The sequence below is a fragment of the Mesobacillus maritimus genome (genome assembly GCF_023715205.1).
GTDB classification, from domain to species: Bacteria; Bacillota; Bacilli; order Bacillales; family Cytobacillaceae; genus Mesobacillus_B; species Mesobacillus_B maritimus_C.
In genome coordinates this window covers 23,312-40,907 of record NZ_JAMBNR010000009.1, presented here as the reverse complement: position 1 = coordinate 40,907, position 17,596 = coordinate 23,312, and the positions used below count along the sequence as shown (strand labels likewise).

Genomic DNA, 17,596 nt, shown 5'->3' with positions numbered 1-17,596 from the left:
CGCAACAAAAACTGAAATTTCGACAAACATCTCCATCTATAAATCATGAAAAAGAGCCGACCAAGCCAGTCAGCTCTCTTCCCTATTTTAGTCTGATTTTAACAAGCTTAATCATTAAACGGCGTTAACCTCGAGGCTGATTATTTCACAAATCCTAACATCATTTCACGGATTAGTTTACTTGCTGTATTTGCCGTTTGCTCTGAATGGTCGTAAATTGGCGCTACTTCAACCAAGTCCGCTCCTACGACGTTGACTTGTGATCGAGCAATTTCATGAATCGAAGCAAGCAATTCTTTTGAAGTAATGCCGCCCGCATCGACTGTACCCGTACCAGGTGCATGCGCCGGGTCAAGAACATCAATGTCGATTGTGACATATACAGGACGACCAGCAAGTTTCGGTAAAATTTCTTTTAACGGCTCAAGCACTTCAAACTTGGAAATATGCATACCTGCGTTTTTCGCCCATTCGAACTCTTCTTTCATTCCCGAACGAATTCCGAATGAATATACATTTTCCGGCCCAATATGCTCAGCGATTTTCCGAATCGGAGTAGAGTGTGATAACGGCTCCCCTTCGTAATGCTCACGTAAATCGGTATGCGCATCCATATGAATAATCGCAAGGTCCTTGTACTTCGCAGCCATCGCTTTCATCACCGGCCAAGAAACTAAATGCTCTCCACCCATGCCAAGTGGAAACTTTTCTTCCGCAAGCAATTTGCCGACAAAGTCCTCGATTAAATCCAAACTTTTTTGCGGATTTCCAAATGGGAGTGGAATATCACCTGCGTCAAAATACTTTACCTCATGTAGTTCACGGTCTAGGTATGGGCTATACTCTTCCAATCCAATCGATACCTCACGAATTCTCGCTGGACCGAAGCGAGATCCCGGTCGATAACTCACCGTCCAGTCCATCGGCATCCCGTAAAGAACCACCTTACTATCATTAAAATCGGAATTCATTCCGATAAACACATTCCCCGAATAAGCTTCATCAAAACGCATAATAAACCCTCTTTCTTCTATATATAGGTTTTGTTATTGGCTCTTTTCTAAACCTTATTGCTTTTGAACAGAAAAATAAGGTTGAATGAGCTTTAGGATTTTAACAACATTCCACAAAAAACAGCCTTGTTATTTAACCAAATCGGCTACAAACTTTGGCAACACAAACGCGGCTTTATGTAGCTCCTTTGTATAATACTTTGTTTCTATCTCATGAAAACGCTCATCACTTACTTCAAGTGGATCGTGTTTTTTCGAACCAATCGTAAACGCCCATAATCCACTAGGGTACGTTGGAATGTTTGCAACATATAAGCGTGTAATTGGGAAAATCTCTTTCACATCTTTTTGGACACTGCGTATTAGGTCGGCTTTGAACCACGGATTATCCGATTGAGCCACAAAAATGCCATCTTGTTTTAATGCTTTTGAAATTCCTGCATAAAACCCTTTTGTAAATAAATTCACCGCAGGACCAACTGGCTCAGTAGAATCCACCATGATTACGTCGTATTCATTTTCACTTTCGGCAATATGCATAAAGCCATCGCCCACTTTTACTTCGACGCGTGGGTCATCCAGCTTTCCGGCAATCTCCGGTAAAAACTTTTTGGAATACTCGATTACTTTGCCATCAATATCCACCAAGGTTGCTTTTTTTACTTGTGGATGTTTTAATACTTCACGAATGACGCCCCCATCGCCGCCACCAACGACTAAAACTTGTTCAGGTTTCGGGTGGGTAAACAATGGCACATGTGCAACCATTTCATGATAAACAAATTCGTCTTTAACGGAAGTCATCACCATGTCATCGAGCAACAACATATTGCCCCATTCTTCGGTTTCGACCATGTCTAGCTTTTGAAATTCAGTTTGTTCTGTATGTAAAGTTCGGTTGATTTTCATCGTAATTCCAAAGTTTTCTGTTTGCTTTTCAGTGAACCAAATGCCCATAAATATCATCTTTCCTTTCTGTAGAAAATTCCTCGGTAGACAATATTTTTATCTTTCCCCAAACAATACGTTTTTTACAACAGAAAAAGTATAGTCGAATCTTGAATAATAGGAAAGCATTTTTTCTTCACGAGAATAAAACTGAGTTCAGTGAGCAGCCAGTGACTAGTTAGCAACGAACATTCATTTAGTGAACAACTACCTTCACTTTTTACGAACAATTTGCAGTCCTCACGTTTAAAACAGCAGAAATGACTTCATAATGGTTAATAGATTTCTATGGAATTTTATATGTTAATTTTAAAAACTAAAGGGGGAGCAAGCGATGGAAATCATGACGGATCAACGGTTTCGCAAAACAGCGAAATTATTCCGAGCTGTTCTTTTTATCGGAATGATTCTTGCAGCTGTTTTATTCCTTATCTACTTTTCCATTCTGATCTATGCCAAGATACTCGGGCCACCAGCGCTTGCTGTGCCACAATCAACGATTTATATGGCAGACGACGGGAGTATGATTGGAGAAAGTCATACAGGGCAAAAACGCTACTGGGTCCCAATTCAGGATATCTCTTCAGATCTTGTTAAAGCAACCGTCAGCATTGAAGACCGGAATTTTTATGAACATCGAGGATTTGATTATAAACGAATTGCGGGAGCACTACTTGCGGATTTAAAAGCAATGGCCAAAGTCCAGGGAGCTAGTACGATTACGCAACAGTACGCCCGGAATCTTTATTTAAGTCATGATAAAACATGGAAGCGAAAGTTAACGGAGGCTTTCTATACCATTCGCCTCGAGATGAACTATTCAAAGAAGGAAATTCTCGAAGGGTATTTAAATACCATCTACTATGGCAATGGTGCTTATGGTGTTCAAGCAGCGAGTCTTTATTATTTTGGTAAGGACGCTAAAGATTTATCCTTGGCTGAGTCTGCGATGCTAGCAGGGATTCCAAAAGGGCCAAGCACTTATTCCCCGCTTGCAAATCAGGAAAAAGCGGAAAAGCGCCAAGAAATTATTTTACAAGCGATGGAAACGAAAGGTTTTATCGACAGCAGTACAGCCGACAAAGCAGCAGCTGAAAGGTTAACGCTTGTTGGAAAACACCCAACGGGCAACCTTGGTCAAGCCCCCTATTTCCAAGACGCTGTCCAAAATGAGCTCAAGTATAACCTTAATATCGATGACCGTACGATTGCTCTTGGTGGTTTAAGAGTCTACACCACTTTAAATCTTGAGCACCAAAAGACGGCAGAGGAAATGGTGGAAAAGCACCTTTTACAAGACACGAATATTCAAACCGGATTTATTTCAATGAACCCTAAAAACGGACATGTCACCAGCATGATCGGTGGTCGTGATTATGAAAGCAGCCCATTTAACCGCGCTGTCCAAGCCGTCAGACAACCAGGGTCAACCTTCAAACCGTTATTGTATTACGCTGCCTTGGAACAAGGATTCACACCAACAACGATGATGAAAAGTGAACTCACGACATTCCGCTTTGAAAACGGAAAAACGGAATATACTCCGCATAATTTTAATAATAAATATGCCAATGATGACATTACAATGGCTCAAGCTTTAGCGCTATCAGATAACGTCTATGCTGTTAAAACGCATTTGTTCCTTGGTGAAGATGTGTTAGTCGATACCGCGAAGCGTTTCGGTCTTACCACCAAGATGGCGGAGGTGCCTTCGCTTGCACTAGGAACTTCTGGCGTTAAAGTCATTGAAATGGCTGCTGCTTATAGCTTGTTTGCCAATGGCGGCAAATACGTGGAGCCTGTGTTGATTGAACGCGTGGAGAACCATAATGGCGAGGTCATTTATGAGCATGACGACCACAGTGGTGATCGTATCCTGAAGCCGGAACTGGCTTCAGTGATGAATCATATGTTAACCGGTATGTTTGATCCAAAATTAAATGGTTATTCTTCCGTCACAGGCATCAGCATGGTTGATGAGATGAGTCGACCTTATGCCGGTAAATCCGGTTCCACTAATACAGATAGTTGGATGATCGGCTATACCCCGCAGCTTGTATCTGCTGTCTGGACAGGATACGACAAAGGAAGGCCGATTGAAACCTCAACAGAACAAGTGATTAGTAAAAATATCTGGTTCAATTTTATGGAAAAAGCACTTAAAGACGAACCTGCTGTCAACTTCCCGACAACAAAAGGTACCGTTGGCGTGTACATCAATCCTGAAAACGGAAAAATCGCTTCAAAGAATTGTCCTGTAAAACGGCTTACCTATTTTAAAGATGGAACGGAACCTCAAGAATATTGTACCGACCATCTTGAAGATGGTGAGCATCCAGTTGAGCACGAAAAGCAACCTGCGAAGGAACAAGACAAGAAACCTTGGTACAAGCGAATCTTTGGATTATAACAAGACAATGAAAAACCCCGGATGAATCCTCATCCGGGGTTTTTCTGTCCTAGTTACATTGTGTGTCACATTGATATTTAGTTTACAATGGAATAATCTTAAAAATCAAGTAAGAAATTCCAAAGCACGATTATTTTACCTGAAGCCCTGTTTTTAGCTTCTCATCTGCACGCTCCCACATGCCTTCATCATGATTGCGTAAAAAGTCTGTCAGAATTTGCTTTGATCTATCATCCATATGATCGACGATAATATGACGTTTAATGGACTTATCTAAGCGGTTCACATGTTCTGGTAGCGATTTATAGCCACGGCGAATTTCGCGGTCCACGGTCATTTCACATGCCGTAACGCCTGCGTAATAAGGGCCTTCCTCCGCGCGGTCAATCGTTACCCACACAAGCCAATATGGTTTAGCATTAGGGAAGTCTTCTTTGTTCGGCATGAACTTAATCCCTTTTTCCACCACACTACGCGCATGCATCGCTCCGACGTCAACAGTCGCCTCGCCTTCCTCAACATCAATGATGACTGGCGATACATTGTCTAAACTCAAACTACCTTTTCCAAATCCTTTATGGCCATCCATCGGGTCTGGTTTAATAATATTAAAACCAATACTTTTCTTCTTTTTTTCTTCCAAACCTACTACCTCCTAGCGTAAAAACAAGAATAAAAAGACATCACGAACTGCCTCAATCACAAAAGGAACAACCGTATTAAACAACGGCGTAATCGTATACTGGTCGAGCGGCGTGATCACAAGAATTAAGAAAATAACGATTCCGTAGTTTTCATACTGTGTTAATTTGGCACGGAGATCATTTGGTGCCAAATCCTCAATGATGCGATACCCATCAAGCGGTGGAAACGGCAGCAAGTTAAACACAAATAAAACTGCATTTAACCCGACAAACACATTGATAAAGCCTACCGCGCCTTCTGGCAAGCTGGGACCAAGCCCCATCGCAAGGAGACCATACCAAATAAACAACGCGACCACCACAAGCAATAAATTGCTCAGCGGCCCAGCAATCGATACGAGGACCCCTGCTAGCCGTGGGTTCTTAAAGAAAAACCGATTCACTGGCACAGGTCTCGCCCATCCAAAACCAGCAATAAAGATAAGAATCGTTCCAACGGGGTCTAGATGCTTTAACGGGTTTAAAGTAAGACGCCCCTGCCTGGCAGCCGTATCATCCCCAAATTTGTACGCCACATACGCATGCGCGAACTCATGTAGCGTAAACGCAATCATCAGTGTAATCGCTACATAGACAAACTGATCCAAAGAATATGCAAGGCCCACAATGTTAACTCCTTTATTTAGTTGCTTCAAGTATACCTCATTTTTTTATGAAATTAAAAATCAGAGCTTGCAGATTGGGGCAATATATGGAAAACTCAAATCATCAAGTTACTCAAGGAGGAAACCAACATGCCATATGTAACCGTAGAAATGCTCCCAGGACGTACCGACGAACAGAAAAAAGCCCTCGTCGAAAAAGTGACCGAAGCCGTTGTCGAAACAACAGGTGCATCTAAAGAAAAAGTCCATGTCTTCATTGAAGAATTACGCCCAGACCATTACGGCGTCGGCGGACAACGCTTAAGCGATAAATAAACTAAATGGACAAGAAGCTGGCCATATTGGCTAGCTTTTTTTTCATGCCATGCTTATGGGAGTAAGCTCTCCAGTCAGCTTTAAGTGATCATTTCACTTTAAACAGTGAAGGAATGGGCAGCTAGACCACCGCTACGTTCCCTTTCCTGCTAAAAATCCAATGCAACGGGTATAGAATCTTCTACGTTACCGGTCTTACTAAAAATCCAATAGTACGGGCACATAGACCAGCCTTACACGACCAATTTGGTAAAGAAATCAGCAACCTAGAAAGTTTCCCGTGCTCAAGAAACAGAAAAAAACCAGCCCCATAATCAACACGGGCTGGTTTGCGTACGTTCTTTTAACATTTCAATATATTGATAGGCGTTTTCGAATTCTTCATCGGTAAACTTTTGGCTTTTCTTCACCGTTTGGACTTTTTCTTTCACTTCATCTTTTGGAAGATTATCAAAATATAAAACCGTGCTCACCAGTTCAAGGAATCTGGCATTTTGATTATTAATGTCGACCAAACAGTCTGCTAGTAACGGCATGTCCACGTTATTAATTCCCAAAAACTCTTCGCCAGCCTCCGTTAATGTATACCGATATTGGTAATAGCCGCCTTTTTTTTCCTTCACTTCATTCAGAAAACCCATATTGCATAGTTCTTCCACCCTGAGCGTTAACTCCTCGGAATATGGCCCGTAAAAATGGAACTGAAACCTTTCCTGAAACGGAAAATTCATCTTTTTTGCAATATAAATCATCTTTTGCAGCTTCTTCCGCCCAATGACTTCGCCTGAAAGTGCAATCGCATGAATGATTTTTGCATGATCTTTTAACAAAACGCGTCAACTCCTGTTTCAAAAGTTCCTTCTCCCATTGGCTATGATTCAAGCAGCTTTAAAATCTCCTCGTTCTCTTTGATCAAATCAGCAGGATAATATAATTTATGGTCCGTTCGTCGCTTCCCAGAGATCGCATCGACAATGTCCGACTCACGTGAAAGCTCGCGCAGTTCCCCATTCTTCATCAATAAATGAATCGGAAGCCGCTCTTCTTCTTCACCAGGCCGGTAAAAATCATAAGGCAAATCGGACGATGAATCGACCACTAAATAATACTCGGGATCAATCCCTGCCTTTTCAAATAACGACGACAACTTCGCCAGTTTTTTATATTCCTTCGCCGGGTCAAATTCGACGTATTTAAAAAGGTTCCGGTTAATAAATCGCGTGCATAAATCCCTTAAAGTACGATCGTCTTCTTCCTGCCACATTTGAAAATAATAGAGAACGACACCTTCATCCAGTTTTAAATAGTCTTCTAGCGTAACATCCTCTTTAAAAAATGAGTAGAAGTGGAGCGGCATATGCTTAAAGGAATAGCCTTGCTCATGGAGATGTTTTGCTCTGTGGAGTATTTTCGTTAAGATGACTTCCGCGCTCCGCGTAACCGGGTGGAAATACACTTGCCAATACATTTGATAGCGGCTCATAATATAATCCTCTACCGCGTGCATACCACTTTGTTTAAACACAACCTGGTCTTCCCGTGGTCGCATCACACGCAAAATTCGTTCCATGTCAAAATGACCGTAGCTCACTCCCGTATAATACGCATCTCTTTGGAGATAGTCCATCCGATCCGCATCAATTTGGCTTGAAATTAAGCTCACGACCAGTTTGCTTTCATATGTCTTATCAATAACCTCAGCAACCTTTTTCGGAAAATTAGGAGCAACTCGTGATAAAACTTGATTGACCTCAGTCTTCCCTAAAATAATCGCTTTTGTAAAATCCTCATGGTCTAAATCAAACACCTTTTCAAACGAATGCGAGTACGGCCCGTGCCCTAGATCATGAAGCAAAGCAGCACATAAACTAAGCATGCGCTCTTCTTGATCCCACTCCGAACGTCCAACAAAAACCGTATCCACAATCCGTCGAACAATTTCATAGACACCTAGCGAATGATTAAAACGGCTATGTTCCGCACCATGAAACGTCAAAAAGGTTGTTCCTAATTGCTTAATTCGCCGTAAACGCTGGAATTCCTTTGTTCCGATCAAGTCCCAAATCACCCGATCGCGAACATGAATATAGCGGTGGACGGGATCTTTAAACACTTTCTCTTCGTTCAGTTTTTCCGCCGAGTAGTCCATAGCTTCCCTTCTCTCACGTTCAACATGTTTCTATTATAGCGGGTTTCAGTTTGCAATTCATCCCAAATTTCTACAAAATTCCACCAATTTCATTCCACACCGACCAATTATTAGGGTTGAAATTGCAAATAAAAAGTCATCTTTTAGCACAAAATGCGAAAGATGACTCTATTAGAATTGAATATAAAAAAGCGGAAGCACCTGTTCCACCCAATAGACCAGTGTGGCTTATGTCCAGAGGAATTAACTGCTGGAGCTAAACAATTCTCTTAAGTAAAACTTTTATACTTTCTTGTCTTTTAAAACATTATTTTAACTTTTTATCAATTTTCTCCATTAACTCTTCTTCAGTCAGTGCAGCGACGGGACGATTGTTTACAAAAGCAAATGTTTTCTTGCGGCCTGGCCCGCAGTATGATTGACAACCAATCTCAATCTTTGCCTCTGGGTCTTTCCCTTTTAACTTAGGGATGAGCGTCTTAAGGTTAACGGCCTGACAATCGTCGCAAACACGAAATTCGTTTGCCATTATTGTGGACAACCCTTTCTATATTAAAAATACATGTACTAGAATTTTTCACTAAGAGGTATTTTACAACTTCCCTCCTTTGATTGCAACTTGGGAAACCTTTCCCTTTTTCTATGAAAAAATGGAAAAAATCTACTATCCTTTTAATCAGGAATGTATAAACCTTTTAAAAATCGGACATCCTTTGACTAGAACAGCGTCATTTATGATTTTTAAAGGGAGTTGAAGAAAAATGAAAATTCGCCAGGATGCCTGGACGGAGGAAAACGATTTAATGCTTGCTGAGACCGTTTTGAGACATGTGCGTGAAGGAAGCACACAACTGAATGCGTTTGAGGAAGTTGGGGACAAGCTTGACCGTACATCTGCTGCATGTGGTTTTAGATGGAATGCCGTTGTCCGCCATCAATATGAAAAAGCGTTGCAGCTTGCTAAAAAGCAACGGAAGCAAAGACAACGTATTCTCGGGAAAGATCAAGGTGGAAAGAAAAAGCTTCTTTATTCGCCACCGGTACCGTCTCTTGATGAATTAGGTATTCAATCAACTGAAATGTCTACTGATTTAACGCCTGAAACAATGGATGTAAAAGTAGATTCACAACCAGCACAACCTTTCAGCAACTTAAACACATTGGAAATGCAAGATAAATTCGGGTTAGATGGCCTCCATGATCTATTTTTAAAAGATTCCGATTCAGAGGATGAAACAAAAGTAGTCTCAGAGACTTCTGAAACTCAAGAAGAACAAACAGAAGCTCCACAAGTTCAACAGCAGCAACCTATTCCACAAGCGGCAAAGCCTACCCAAACCGTGCCAACGAGTGGAATGACTCTCGGTCATGTAATTGCTTATTTGCAAAATTTAAATAGCACAAATTTCCATGCCGATATTTATAAAAGTGAAAACGATCGCCTAATGCGCGAGATTGCTACGTTACGAAAAGAAAATGAAGAGCTGAAGGGGAAAGTCAAACAGCTCGAAGACGATGCAAATACGATGCAGGAAGATTACGAGACATTGATGAAAATCCTTAATCGTGCACGTAAACTCGTTTTATTTGATGAAGAAGAAGATCGTCCAGCAACAAAATTTAAAATGGACCGAAACGGCAATCTTGAAAAAGTAGCCGAATAAGTCGAGGAGTAGGAAGGCAACAAATCCCATAATCTATGATTCAGTAATGGAGAAATCCCCGCTGAATGTTTGTCAACACTCCCCCTTTTAAAATCGCCATTGGGCACACTCAAAGCGAGAAAAGGAAAAACAAACAGGCCGAATCCAGCGGCCTGTTTTTACTTGAATCTTTTTATTCTGAATCTAGAAACTTGCTGTTTCGTTCAATGATTCTCTCATAATAGTGATGAAACAAATCATATTCTTCTGGGAGTAATTGCCCTGCTAAGATTTCTCCACTATTCTGATTTAAAAACGTAAGGAAGCGCAACATCACATCCTGGACCGTTATCGGCGTCCCTAGTAACTCTGATAACGAAGACATCACCTCAGGCTGGACATCCGGATAGAAAAATTTCGTTTCCTGCCCCTGCTTCGCATATTGATAAAATTGACGAATCAGTTCTGCCCGTTCACTTCCTCTTCCGGTTACACAAAGATAGATTTGGACAGCTACCCCTCTTTTTAATCTTCGTTGGGAAATCCCTGCAAACTTTTTGCCCCCGATGCTTAAATCATAGCTTCCCGGACAATAAGAACCCACAATCTCCCGTGCTTCTATTTCTATATCAAAATCAGAAAACATCTTTTTAATCAACAGCCACATTGCATCATAGCCACGATTAATATCAATGCCCTTTTCCACTTCAGGCAAGATCAACGAGAGATTTAACACGCCCTCATCTAAAACAACCGCCAATCCGCCAGAGTTTCGGACAATATATTTATATCCCTGCTGTTCAAGAAAGTTTAATCCTTCCTGTAGGTACGGAAGTCTCGTATCCTGAATACCGAGCACAATCGTTTGATGATGTACCCATGACCTTGCAACTGCAGGCGACTTTCCTGTTCCAACAGATTCACATAAAGTATCATCAGTGGCAAACGATTGAAGGGCATGAAAATGTGGTCCAATGGCCGACTGGTCAATCCAACGCCATTTCGGTTGACGCAATAATTGAAGCGCCTCATCCATTTTGTCTATCTCCTTTTAATCAGATTAACCTTGTTATTATAGCACTTTTTCCTGTCAGCTTATACATGACTCATACTAGGAAAATCACTTTGTCTTTCGGAGAAATGATAAAAACCGGTTTCTCAGTGAAACCGGTTCTTGTTAGGATTTATTTGCTTTCTAATGCTTGTGCTGCTGTAATTAAAGCAAGCTTGTAGACGTCTTCCTCACTGCAACCACGAGAAAGATCGTTTACTGGGCGATTCAATCCTTGTAGAATTGGACCGACTGCTTCAAAGTTTCCAAGTCGCTGAGCAATCTTGTAACCAATGTTTCCTGCTTCTAAGCTTGGGAAGACAAATACATTGGCATCTCCTTTAATCACGGAGTCTGGAGCTTTCTTTGCTGCAACAGATGGAACAAATGCCGCGTCAAATTGGAACTCTCCGTCAAGAACAAGCTCAGGTTCACGCTGCTTTGCTTCCGCAACAGCTGTGGAAACCTTATCTGTTTCTGGTGAAGACGCCGAACCTTTTGTAGAGAAGCTGAGCATTGCAACACGTGGATCAATATCAAACATTCTAGCTGTTTTTGCACTTTCAATTGCAATCTCTGCAAGATCTTGGCTATCTGGAGCAATATTGATCGCACAATCTGCAAACACGTACTTTTCATCATCACGAACCATAATGAATACGCCAGAAGTTTTGCGAACGCCTTCCTTTGTTTTAATGATTTGCAATGCTGGTCTCACCGTGTCTGCGGTGGAATGTGCAGCTCCACTTACAAGTCCATCTGCACGATTTGTATGTACGAGCATAGTACCAAAGTAGTTTTCATCTAATAAAATTTTACGCGCCTGTTCTTCCGTTGCTTTCCCTTTACGTCTCTCGACAAAAGAAGCCACAAGTTCTTCCATAGCATCAAAAGCATTTGGATCATAAATTTCCACACCATCAAGGGAAGCATTTAATTCTTTTGCTTTCGCTTGGATGTCGTTTTGATTTCCAACAAGAATTGGCTGAAGAACACCATCGGCAGCAAGACGACCAGCTGCTGTTAATACGCGCTCATCCAAACCTTCTGGGAAGACGATACGCATATTTTGCCCGCTCAATTTTTGTTGTAATCCCGTAAATAAATCGCTCATGTTGATCCTCCTCTATTATCTATACTTCCTAAGCATACTTTACGATAGTAAAAATTCAAGAATGACACCGTTTCCAGAGGAAAAGTTCATCTTTTTGAAATTTTTCAATAAGTCATCCTCACAACCATCATCATTATTTGCATTTCCGGACTAAATTATCCACTCCACCCAATGTTAAGAGGTTATCTGCATGAAGAATGGCAAAACTATGATATAGTATAAATGTTGTAAAATATCGATTTTATAGGAGTGAGATAAATGAGTGAAGCAGCACAAACGCTCGATGGTTGGTATTGTTTACATGATTTCCGCACAATCGATTGGACAACTTGGAAAATGGCTTCAAATGAGGAACGTCAAGCAGCCATCAATGAGTTCCAAGGTCTCCTTGAAAAATGGGACAAAACCCAACAAGAAAAACAAGGTAGCCATGCTCTTTATACAATTGTCGGACAAAAAGCTGATTTCATGATGATGATTCTACGTCCTACAATGGAAGAATTGAATGAGATTGAAACGGAGTTCAACAAGTCTAAACTTGCTGAATTTACCCTTCCCGCTCATTCATATGTGTCTGTTGTCGAACTAAGTAATTATCTTGCGGGTGATGGCGGAGATCCATATGAAAACCCTCATGTTCGCGCTCGCCTATATCCAGAGCTACCAAAGTGGAAGCATGTTTGTTTCTACCCAATGGACAAGCGTCGCCAAGGTGACGATAACTGGTATATGCTATCAATGGAAGACCGTAAGAAGTTAATGTACAGCCATGGTATGATTGGCCGTCAATACGCTGGTAAAGTAAAACAAATCATTACTGGTTCTGTCGGTTTTGATGACTATGAGTGGGGCGTCACTCTTTTTGCTGATGATGTTCTTCAATTTAAAAAGCTCGTTTATGAAATGCGTTTTGATGAAGTAAGCGCACGTTATGGTGAATTTGGTGCCTTCTTCGTAGGAAATATCCTTGATGTTGAGCGCATTCCATCATTCCTATCTGTCTAATAAACGACAAAAAGCACCTTAATAGGTGCTTTTTTTTATTGAGCTTAACCACTGCCGACTTTTTGTCATAAATCCCTTATCCACTCATAAAGTGAAAATAGTGGACCGGTAATTCATTCAAGACTATTATTCGGGAGGGAAAAGAATGAGTCAATCGAATTATCCGTATTACAATTATCAGACCTATCCTCAAGCCTATACACCTTATGCCGGTGCGAACAATCGAGCCGGTCAATATCCTTTTCAGCAACCCCAACCTCAGGCACAACAAGCGATGCCTGGTGCGCAGATGACAGCACCACCGCCAGGAGTTACTCCTTCAGCGAACGGTACTGGAGTACAAGTGCCAGGAATGCTTCCAGCAGAAGCATCCTATGTTGAAAACATCCTTCGGCTTAACAAAGGGAAATTAGCCACAGTTTACATGAGCTTTGATGCAAGCAAAGAATGGAATTCAAAGATTTTCAAAGGCATTATTGAAGCTGCTGGAAGAGACCACCTCATTCTCAGTGATCCACAAACAGGGGTGCGGTACTTATTATTAATGGTTTACCTAGATTATGTAACATTTGATGAAGAAATCGAGTATGACTATCCATATGGAGCTGCTCCCGGTCTAAGCGTTTATCCCCCAAGGTAAATAGAAGAGCGGAAGCGCCCTGCTCAACGGCGTGTGGTTCTAAGTTCAAATTCTTATACTTACCCCAAAAATAAAGGCTTCTTTCGTAATAATTGCGGTTAAAATCCTAAAGCCGATTTTAACGCAATAGTAATCATTTGGATGTTTAAATTAAGTTTGCAAGCTCTTTTCTGTGAAAATGAATCTATTATTGTTTAACCTGGCTCATTCAGTTGTATTTTTATGCAAAGGAAACAAAGTCTGAGAAAAGAGCCTAAATAAAAAGAGAGCTCTGCTTCAAAAGCAGAGCTCCTTTTTTACAAAAATTTAACTGCCGCTATAATGAGCAGAACCCATGCGACAAGGAATGAGACTCCACCAAGCGGAGTAATCGCTCCAAGCATACTAATCTTTGTTAACGTTAATACATATAAGCTCCCTGAGAACAGGACAATTCCAACGGTCATGAGCCAACCCGACCAAGTTAGCGCCGATGATGCCGGGATATTCCCCAATAAGACCCCGATGATTAAAAGCCCAACGGCGTGAAACATCTGGTACGTGACCCCAGTTTTCCATGTTTCCAAATATTTTGGTTCAACCTTGCCTTCCAAGCCATGTGCACCAAAAGCCCCTAATGCCACTGCAAGAAATGCATTAACTGCACCAATAATGATAAATAGTTTCATTTGAACCTCTCCCTTTCTTTTCTATCGATCGGTTACTTAATTCCCCGATTGTCACAATGGAAGAAACTTTTCTATTCCTATCATTTAAAGAAGGATCACTCCTTAAAAATCAAACAGTGAATCACCATTTGCGCCATCTTCCATTTCAATCCGCTTTGTTTGGTTCTGAGGTTGTGTTGCATACATACCCGTTTGCAATGCAACTTGAGATTGTGGCTGAGTTGGAAATGGGACAGTTTTCTCCAGTGTTGGTTGCTGTTTTGGTTTAGGTACGGATTGTCCTTTTGGTTCATCTAAAACCAATTCACATAATGTTTTAAGCGAATGAATTCGCTCTCGCACCGCTGCCTCTGATTCTGCATTTTGAGCACTTCTCAACTCATCATCCATTTTCCGAAGTAATTTTTGTAGCGATATATTCATATTTGCACCACGCTTTTTCATTGTCGTATCTTGTTTTCATTCTACCTTAGTTCAACATCATTTACACGAAACAAACAAAATTTTGTTTGTTCCACGTGGAACATGTCGAAATAGTCTTACTTTATCTCCCAATCTATCTCTCGTTTCCCTAGATTTCGCAGATGCTGGTTCGTTAAGGAAAACGGCTTACTCCCTAAAAAACCTCTCCTAGCAGATAACGGGCTTGGATGAGCAGAGGTAAGGACCACATGTTTTTTTTGATCGATTTTCTTCGCCTTCAATTGTGCCGGCTTGCCCCATAGCAAGAAAATCACCGGCTCCTCTCGTTCATTTAATAAAGAGATGATTCGATCGGTCAGCACTTCCCACCCTGTTCCTTTATGTGAATGGGCCTCCCCTTCCCGGACAGTCAACACCGTATTGAGTAGTAGTACCCCTTGGTCCGCCCAGCTTAGTAACGAACCATGATTCGGTATAGCGCAACCAAGATCATCATGCAACTCTTTGAAAATATTTCTTAAGGATGGGGGAATCTTAACTCCTGGCCGAACTGAAAAGCTGAACCCATGAGCCTGACCCTCTCCATGATATGGATCTTGGCCGAGGAGCACGACCTTTACCTGTTCATAATCTGTATGTAGCAACGCATTAAACACATCTTCTTTTTTAGGAAAAACGATTTTTTCGTTATATTCTTTTTGAAGAAACTCCGTCAAATGTTGAAAATAAGGTTTGGTGAACTCCTCTTTTAATAATTCACCCCAGTGATTCTGTAAACGCTCATGAAACATAGAGACTCCTCCTTTTCACCTTATAGGCAGTTTCATCAAACAGATATTATTTTAACAGATTTTTGGATTCAAAGAGGACTGAGAAGTATTTTTTAAAATTAAATAGGGTTGATTCGTTATATACAGAAGTAGATGTACTATTTTCAAAAATGAGTATTCTATTTTTACCTATTTAACATTTGCCCACTTTATTTTCACCACAAAAAAACACCCCACAACCATGTGTAAAGGTGCCTAAATCTTTCTATTAACCTAACAACCGGCTATACAAGCTTTTGGCTTGTGCCATATCTTTCGTACCATGAATGAGCGCGCGTCCGTCTTGGAACAAAACGAAACGGTTTTCCTCTAACTCAGCTGATAGTAAATATGGGTTGCCTTTTACTTCGTACCCTAATGCCTTTAGTTTCCCAGCCATTTCTTTTAAATCCACGCCCTCATTATGTGGTGGACGAATTTGGACGGTATCGCGGCCGCACAGAACAGTTGTTTTTGTCCGATTTTCAGCACTGAGATAAGGATATTCAGGATGCTCCCCACACGATAAGCAGCCCGGGTCCTTGGCTCTGGACATTTTCATGGTCGTATAGTCGTTGCGCCACACGTCAAAGCTGACAAAAGCCGACCTCAAAGCGTCCCAATCTTCAACTAAAATCTTCAGTGCCTCTGCGGTCTGATGAGCTACCACCATTTGCACGGTTGGGCCGATAATGCCGCCTGTATCACAGGTCATTCCTTGAATGGGAATTGTCTTTAGTAAACAGTTTAAACACGGCGTCTTACCTGGAATCACCGTAAAACTCATTCCGTAGCTTGCCACACATGCTCCGTAAATCCAAGGAATCTCATATTTCTGGCTAATATCGTTGATCGCCATACGCGTTTCGAAGTTATCTGTCGCGTCAATAATGAGGTCAACCTCATCGGCAAGCTCTTCTAATTTTTCTGGCGTCGCATCGCCAATGATGGCCTGGATTTCGACATCGGAGTTGATGGCCTTCAATCTTTTTTCCGCAGCCGCTGCTTTTGGGAGTTTCTCTGCGACGTCATTTTCGGTATATAACTGTTGCCGTTGCAAATTGCTGGCTTCTACATAGTCGCGATCAATGATCGTTAACTTGCCAACACCCGCCCTGGTCAGCACCTCGGCATTTCCTGAACCGAGCGCACCTGCTCCAATCATCAGCACATGTTTACTGCGGATCTTTTCTTGACCTTCCTTGCCAATCGGAGGAAATAGCGTCTGGCGTGAATATCTATTGGACATGTGAGTCATCCTCCTAAAGAATACAAAGTTTGTAAAAAGAAATACGGAGACAATCAGCCTCCGCTAACAGGTGGGATAAACGCAATGACGTCTCCCTCTTTGATTACTTCCTCATTTGAAGCAAATTCTTCATTAATCGCAGTCATCGCTGAATCTAGCTTTTGTAGACCATAGATCTCTGCAACAATTGCCTTTACATCAGCAACCGTTTTTCCTGCTAAATCAAGTTGAACGGATTCTTCTCCAGCTTCATCGCGCAAATGTGCAAAGAATAGGACCTTATTCATTCAAATCACCCTCCTCTGGTTTTCCACTTGGGTAAGCAACCGTCTCAAGTTGATTTCCAATCCACTCTTGCCCGTCTTCCCAATGTTCCTTTTTCCAGATCGGAACAATTTCTTTAATTCTTTCGATTGCATAGCGGTTCGCTTCATATGCATCAGCACGGTGTGGCGTTGATACAGCGATTACGACCGCAACATCTGTAATATCTAACTTGCCAACACGGTGCGTGATGGCCACTTCAGCGCCTTCCCAACGCTCTTTGATTTCAGTCCCAATTTGCTCTAACTTTTTCACTGCCATCGGTTCATAAGCTTCGTAAATCAAATAGAGGGTTTTCTTCCCTTTCGTTAGTTCTCTTACCGTACCGATAAAAGTCGTAATCGCACCTGCTTCACGTTGAACAACCTTATCGATCACTGCTTGAATATCAATTGGGTCTTTTGCTATTTCGTACATCATTTTGTTCACCTCAAGGTTCTCTCATTAATCCTGTTGCTTTTAAAGAAAAAGCGCTAGTGACTCATTGACTGATGACATGAGCCACATTATCGCTGGGCTTGTAAAT

General features: G+C 41.5%; 20 protein-coding genes. 5 read left to right on the top strand and 15 right to left on the bottom strand.

Annotated elements, in window-relative coordinates; all coding sequences use genetic code 11:
- Nucleotides 1-140: 140 nt before the first annotated feature.
- Both speB and speE read right to left on the bottom strand, forming a co-directional pair.
- Nucleotides 141-1,013 (bottom strand): agmatinase, encoded by an 873-nt coding sequence (gene speB, locus M3182_RS13950; protein WP_251558525.1) that lies wholly within the window; start codon nt 1,011-1,013, stop codon nt 141-143.
- A gap of 129 nt (nt 1,014-1,142) precedes the next feature.
- On the bottom strand, nt 1,143-1,970 hold the full coding sequence (speE, locus tag M3182_RS13945) for a polyamine aminopropyltransferase (protein ID WP_251428010.1): 828 nt from the start codon (nt 1,968-1,970) through the stop codon (nt 1,143-1,145).
- 325 nt (nt 1,971-2,295) lie between these two features.
- Between speE and M3182_RS13940 the strand changes: the two genes are divergently transcribed.
- Complete coding sequence (locus M3182_RS13940; RefSeq protein ID WP_251558523.1) at nt 2,296-4,371, top strand: transglycosylase domain-containing protein; 2,076 nt, start codon at nt 2,296-2,298, stop codon at nt 4,369-4,371.
- A 130-nt stretch (nt 4,372-4,501) separates the two neighbouring features.
- On the opposite strand, the gene M3182_RS13935 is transcribed toward M3182_RS13940, so the two are convergent.
- Together M3182_RS13935 and M3182_RS13930 are read right to left on the bottom strand one after the other, a co-directional pair.
- Complete coding sequence (locus tag M3182_RS13935; protein ID WP_251428016.1) at nt 4,502-5,014, bottom strand: YwhD family protein; 513 nt, start codon at nt 5,012-5,014, stop codon at nt 4,502-4,504.
- Between the two features lie 12 nt (nt 5,015-5,026).
- Nucleotides 5,027-5,629: a site-2 protease family protein gene (locus M3182_RS13930; protein ID WP_251558805.1), complete on the bottom strand. Its 603-nt coding sequence runs from the start codon at nt 5,627-5,629 to the stop codon at nt 5,027-5,029.
- 180 nt (nt 5,630-5,809) lie between these two features.
- Between M3182_RS13930 and thmT the strand changes: the two genes are divergently transcribed.
- Nucleotides 5,810-5,995 (top strand): 2-hydroxymuconate tautomerase, encoded by a 186-nt coding sequence (gene thmT, locus M3182_RS13925; RefSeq protein WP_251428019.1) that lies wholly within the window; start codon nt 5,810-5,812, stop codon nt 5,993-5,995.
- A gap of 314 nt (nt 5,996-6,309) precedes the next feature.
- On the opposite strand, the gene M3182_RS13920 is transcribed toward thmT, so the two are convergent.
- From M3182_RS13920 to M3182_RS13910, 3 genes are all read right to left on the bottom strand, one after another.
- Complete coding sequence (locus M3182_RS13920; protein WP_251428022.1) at nt 6,310-6,825, bottom strand: YwgA family protein; 516 nt, start codon at nt 6,823-6,825, stop codon at nt 6,310-6,312.
- 41 nt (nt 6,826-6,866) lie between these two features.
- On the bottom strand, nt 6,867-8,144 hold the full coding sequence (locus M3182_RS13915) for an HD domain-containing protein (protein ID WP_251558520.1): 1,278 nt from the start codon (nt 8,142-8,144) through the stop codon (nt 6,867-6,869).
- Between the two features lie 307 nt (nt 8,145-8,451).
- Nucleotides 8,452-8,673: a YuzB family protein gene (locus M3182_RS13910; RefSeq protein ID WP_251428029.1), complete on the bottom strand. Its 222-nt coding sequence runs from the start codon at nt 8,671-8,673 to the stop codon at nt 8,452-8,454.
- A 232-nt stretch (nt 8,674-8,905) separates the two neighbouring features.
- Between M3182_RS13910 and M3182_RS13905 the strand changes: the two genes are divergently transcribed.
- Complete coding sequence (locus M3182_RS13905; protein WP_251558518.1) at nt 8,906-9,808, top strand: RsfA family transcriptional regulator; 903 nt, start codon at nt 8,906-8,908, stop codon at nt 9,806-9,808.
- 172 nt (nt 9,809-9,980) lie between these two features.
- On the opposite strand, the gene lipL is transcribed toward M3182_RS13905, so the two are convergent.
- Both lipL and pta read right to left on the bottom strand, forming a co-directional pair.
- A complete protein-coding gene (gene lipL, locus M3182_RS13900) occupies nt 9,981-10,823 on the bottom strand; it encodes an octanoyl-[GcvH]:protein N-octanoyltransferase (RefSeq protein WP_251558516.1) in 843 nt (280 codons plus the stop codon).
- A 148-nt stretch (nt 10,824-10,971) separates the two neighbouring features.
- The gene (gene pta, locus M3182_RS13895) at nt 10,972-11,952 is read right to left on the bottom strand and encodes a phosphate acetyltransferase (protein WP_251428038.1); all 981 of its coding nucleotides are present in this window, start codon (nt 11,950-11,952) and stop codon (nt 10,972-10,974) included.
- A 258-nt stretch (nt 11,953-12,210) separates the two neighbouring features.
- Between pta and hemQ the strand changes: the two genes are divergently transcribed.
- Together hemQ and gerQ are read left to right on the top strand one after the other, a co-directional pair.
- Nucleotides 12,211-12,957, top strand: coding sequence for a hydrogen peroxide-dependent heme synthase (gene hemQ, locus M3182_RS13890; RefSeq protein ID WP_251428041.1), 747 nt, complete (start codon nt 12,211-12,213; stop codon nt 12,955-12,957).
- A gap of 145 nt (nt 12,958-13,102) precedes the next feature.
- Nucleotides 13,103-13,597: a spore coat protein GerQ gene (gene gerQ, locus M3182_RS13885; RefSeq protein WP_349774438.1), complete on the top strand. Its 495-nt coding sequence runs from the start codon at nt 13,103-13,105 to the stop codon at nt 13,595-13,597.
- Between the two features lie 296 nt (nt 13,598-13,893).
- On the opposite strand, the gene M3182_RS13880 is transcribed toward gerQ, so the two are convergent.
- The 6 genes from M3182_RS13880 to M3182_RS13855 all read right to left on the bottom strand — a co-directional run bounded on the left by M3182_RS13880 (nt 13,894) and on the right by M3182_RS13855 (nt 17,490).
- Nucleotides 13,894-14,265: a DUF423 domain-containing protein gene (locus M3182_RS13880; RefSeq protein WP_251558514.1), complete on the bottom strand. Its 372-nt coding sequence runs from the start codon at nt 14,263-14,265 to the stop codon at nt 13,894-13,896.
- Between the two features lie 102 nt (nt 14,266-14,367).
- Nucleotides 14,368-14,688: a YwdI family protein gene (locus tag M3182_RS13875; protein WP_251428048.1), complete on the bottom strand. Its 321-nt coding sequence runs from the start codon at nt 14,686-14,688 to the stop codon at nt 14,368-14,370.
- A 116-nt stretch (nt 14,689-14,804) separates the two neighbouring features.
- On the bottom strand, nt 14,805-15,479 hold the full coding sequence (locus tag M3182_RS13870) for a uracil-DNA glycosylase (protein ID WP_251558512.1): 675 nt from the start codon (nt 15,477-15,479) through the stop codon (nt 14,805-14,807).
- Nucleotides 15,480-15,726: 247 nt separating this feature from the next.
- On the bottom strand, nt 15,727-16,746 hold the full coding sequence (locus tag M3182_RS13865; RefSeq protein WP_251428055.1) for a thiazole biosynthesis adenylyltransferase ThiF: 1,020 nt from the start codon (nt 16,744-16,746) through the stop codon (nt 15,727-15,729).
- Between the two features lie 53 nt (nt 16,747-16,799).
- Nucleotides 16,800-17,033, bottom strand: coding sequence for a molybdopterin converting factor subunit 1 (moaD, locus tag M3182_RS13860; protein ID WP_251558510.1), 234 nt, complete (start codon nt 17,031-17,033; stop codon nt 16,800-16,802).
- On the bottom strand, nt 17,026-17,490 hold the full coding sequence (locus M3182_RS13855; RefSeq protein WP_251428061.1) for a molybdenum cofactor biosynthesis protein MoaE: 465 nt from the start codon (nt 17,488-17,490) through the stop codon (nt 17,026-17,028). The genes moaD and M3182_RS13855 overlap by 8 nt, the downstream gene beginning before the upstream one ends.
- Between the last annotated feature and the right edge of the window lie 106 nt (nt 17,491-17,596).

Excerpts from the sequence above, each read along its gene's own strand:
- speB (WP_251558525.1), bottom strand. The coding sequence starts at position 1,013 with ATGCGTTTTGATGAAGCTTATTCGGGGAATGTGTTTATCGGAATGAAT.
- speE (WP_251428010.1), bottom strand. The coding sequence starts at position 1,970 with ATGGGCATTTGGTTCACTGAAAAGCAAACAGAAAACTTTGGAATTACG.
- M3182_RS13940 (WP_251558523.1), top strand. The coding sequence starts at position 2,296 with ATGGAAATCATGACGGATCAACGGTTTCGCAAAACAGCGAAATTATTC.
- M3182_RS13930 (WP_251558805.1), bottom strand. The coding sequence starts at position 5,629 with ATGATTGCGTTTACGCTACATGAGTTCGCGCATGCGTATGTGGCGTAC.
- thmT (WP_251428019.1), top strand. The coding sequence starts at position 5,810 with ATGCCATATGTAACCGTAGAAATGCTCCCAGGACGTACCGACGAACAG.
- M3182_RS13915 (WP_251558520.1), bottom strand. The coding sequence starts at position 8,144 with ATGGACTACTCGGCGGAAAAACTGAACGAAGAGAAAGTGTTTAAAGAT.
- M3182_RS13910 (WP_251428029.1), bottom strand. The coding sequence starts at position 8,673 with ATGGCAAACGAATTTCGTGTTTGCGACGATTGTCAGGCCGTTAACCTT.
- M3182_RS13905 (WP_251558518.1), top strand. The coding sequence starts at position 8,906 with ATGAAAATTCGCCAGGATGCCTGGACGGAGGAAAACGATTTAATGCTT.
- lipL (WP_251558516.1), bottom strand. The coding sequence starts at position 10,823 with ATGGATGAGGCGCTTCAATTATTGCGTCAACCGAAATGGCGTTGGATT.
- pta (WP_251428038.1), bottom strand. The coding sequence starts at position 11,952 with ATGAGCGATTTATTTACGGGATTACAACAAAAATTGAGCGGGCAAAAT.
- hemQ (WP_251428041.1), top strand. The coding sequence starts at position 12,211 with ATGAGTGAAGCAGCACAAACGCTCGATGGTTGGTATTGTTTACATGAT.
- gerQ (WP_349774438.1), top strand. The coding sequence starts at position 13,103 with ATGAGTCAATCGAATTATCCGTATTACAATTATCAGACCTATCCTCAA.
- M3182_RS13880 (WP_251558514.1), bottom strand. The coding sequence starts at position 14,265 with ATGAAACTATTTATCATTATTGGTGCAGTTAATGCATTTCTTGCAGTG.
- M3182_RS13875 (WP_251428048.1), bottom strand. The coding sequence starts at position 14,688 with ATGAATATATCGCTACAAAAATTACTTCGGAAAATGGATGATGAGTTG.
- M3182_RS13870 (WP_251558512.1), bottom strand. The coding sequence starts at position 15,479 with ATGTTTCATGAGCGTTTACAGAATCACTGGGGTGAATTATTAAAAGAG.
- M3182_RS13865 (WP_251428055.1), bottom strand. The coding sequence starts at position 16,746 with ATGTCCAATAGATATTCACGCCAGACGCTATTTCCTCCGATTGGCAAG.
- moaD (WP_251558510.1), bottom strand. The coding sequence starts at position 17,033 with ATGAATAAGGTCCTATTCTTTGCACATTTGCGCGATGAAGCTGGAGAA.
- M3182_RS13855 (WP_251428061.1), bottom strand. The coding sequence starts at position 17,490 with ATGATGTACGAAATAGCAAAAGACCCAATTGATATTCAAGCAGTGATC.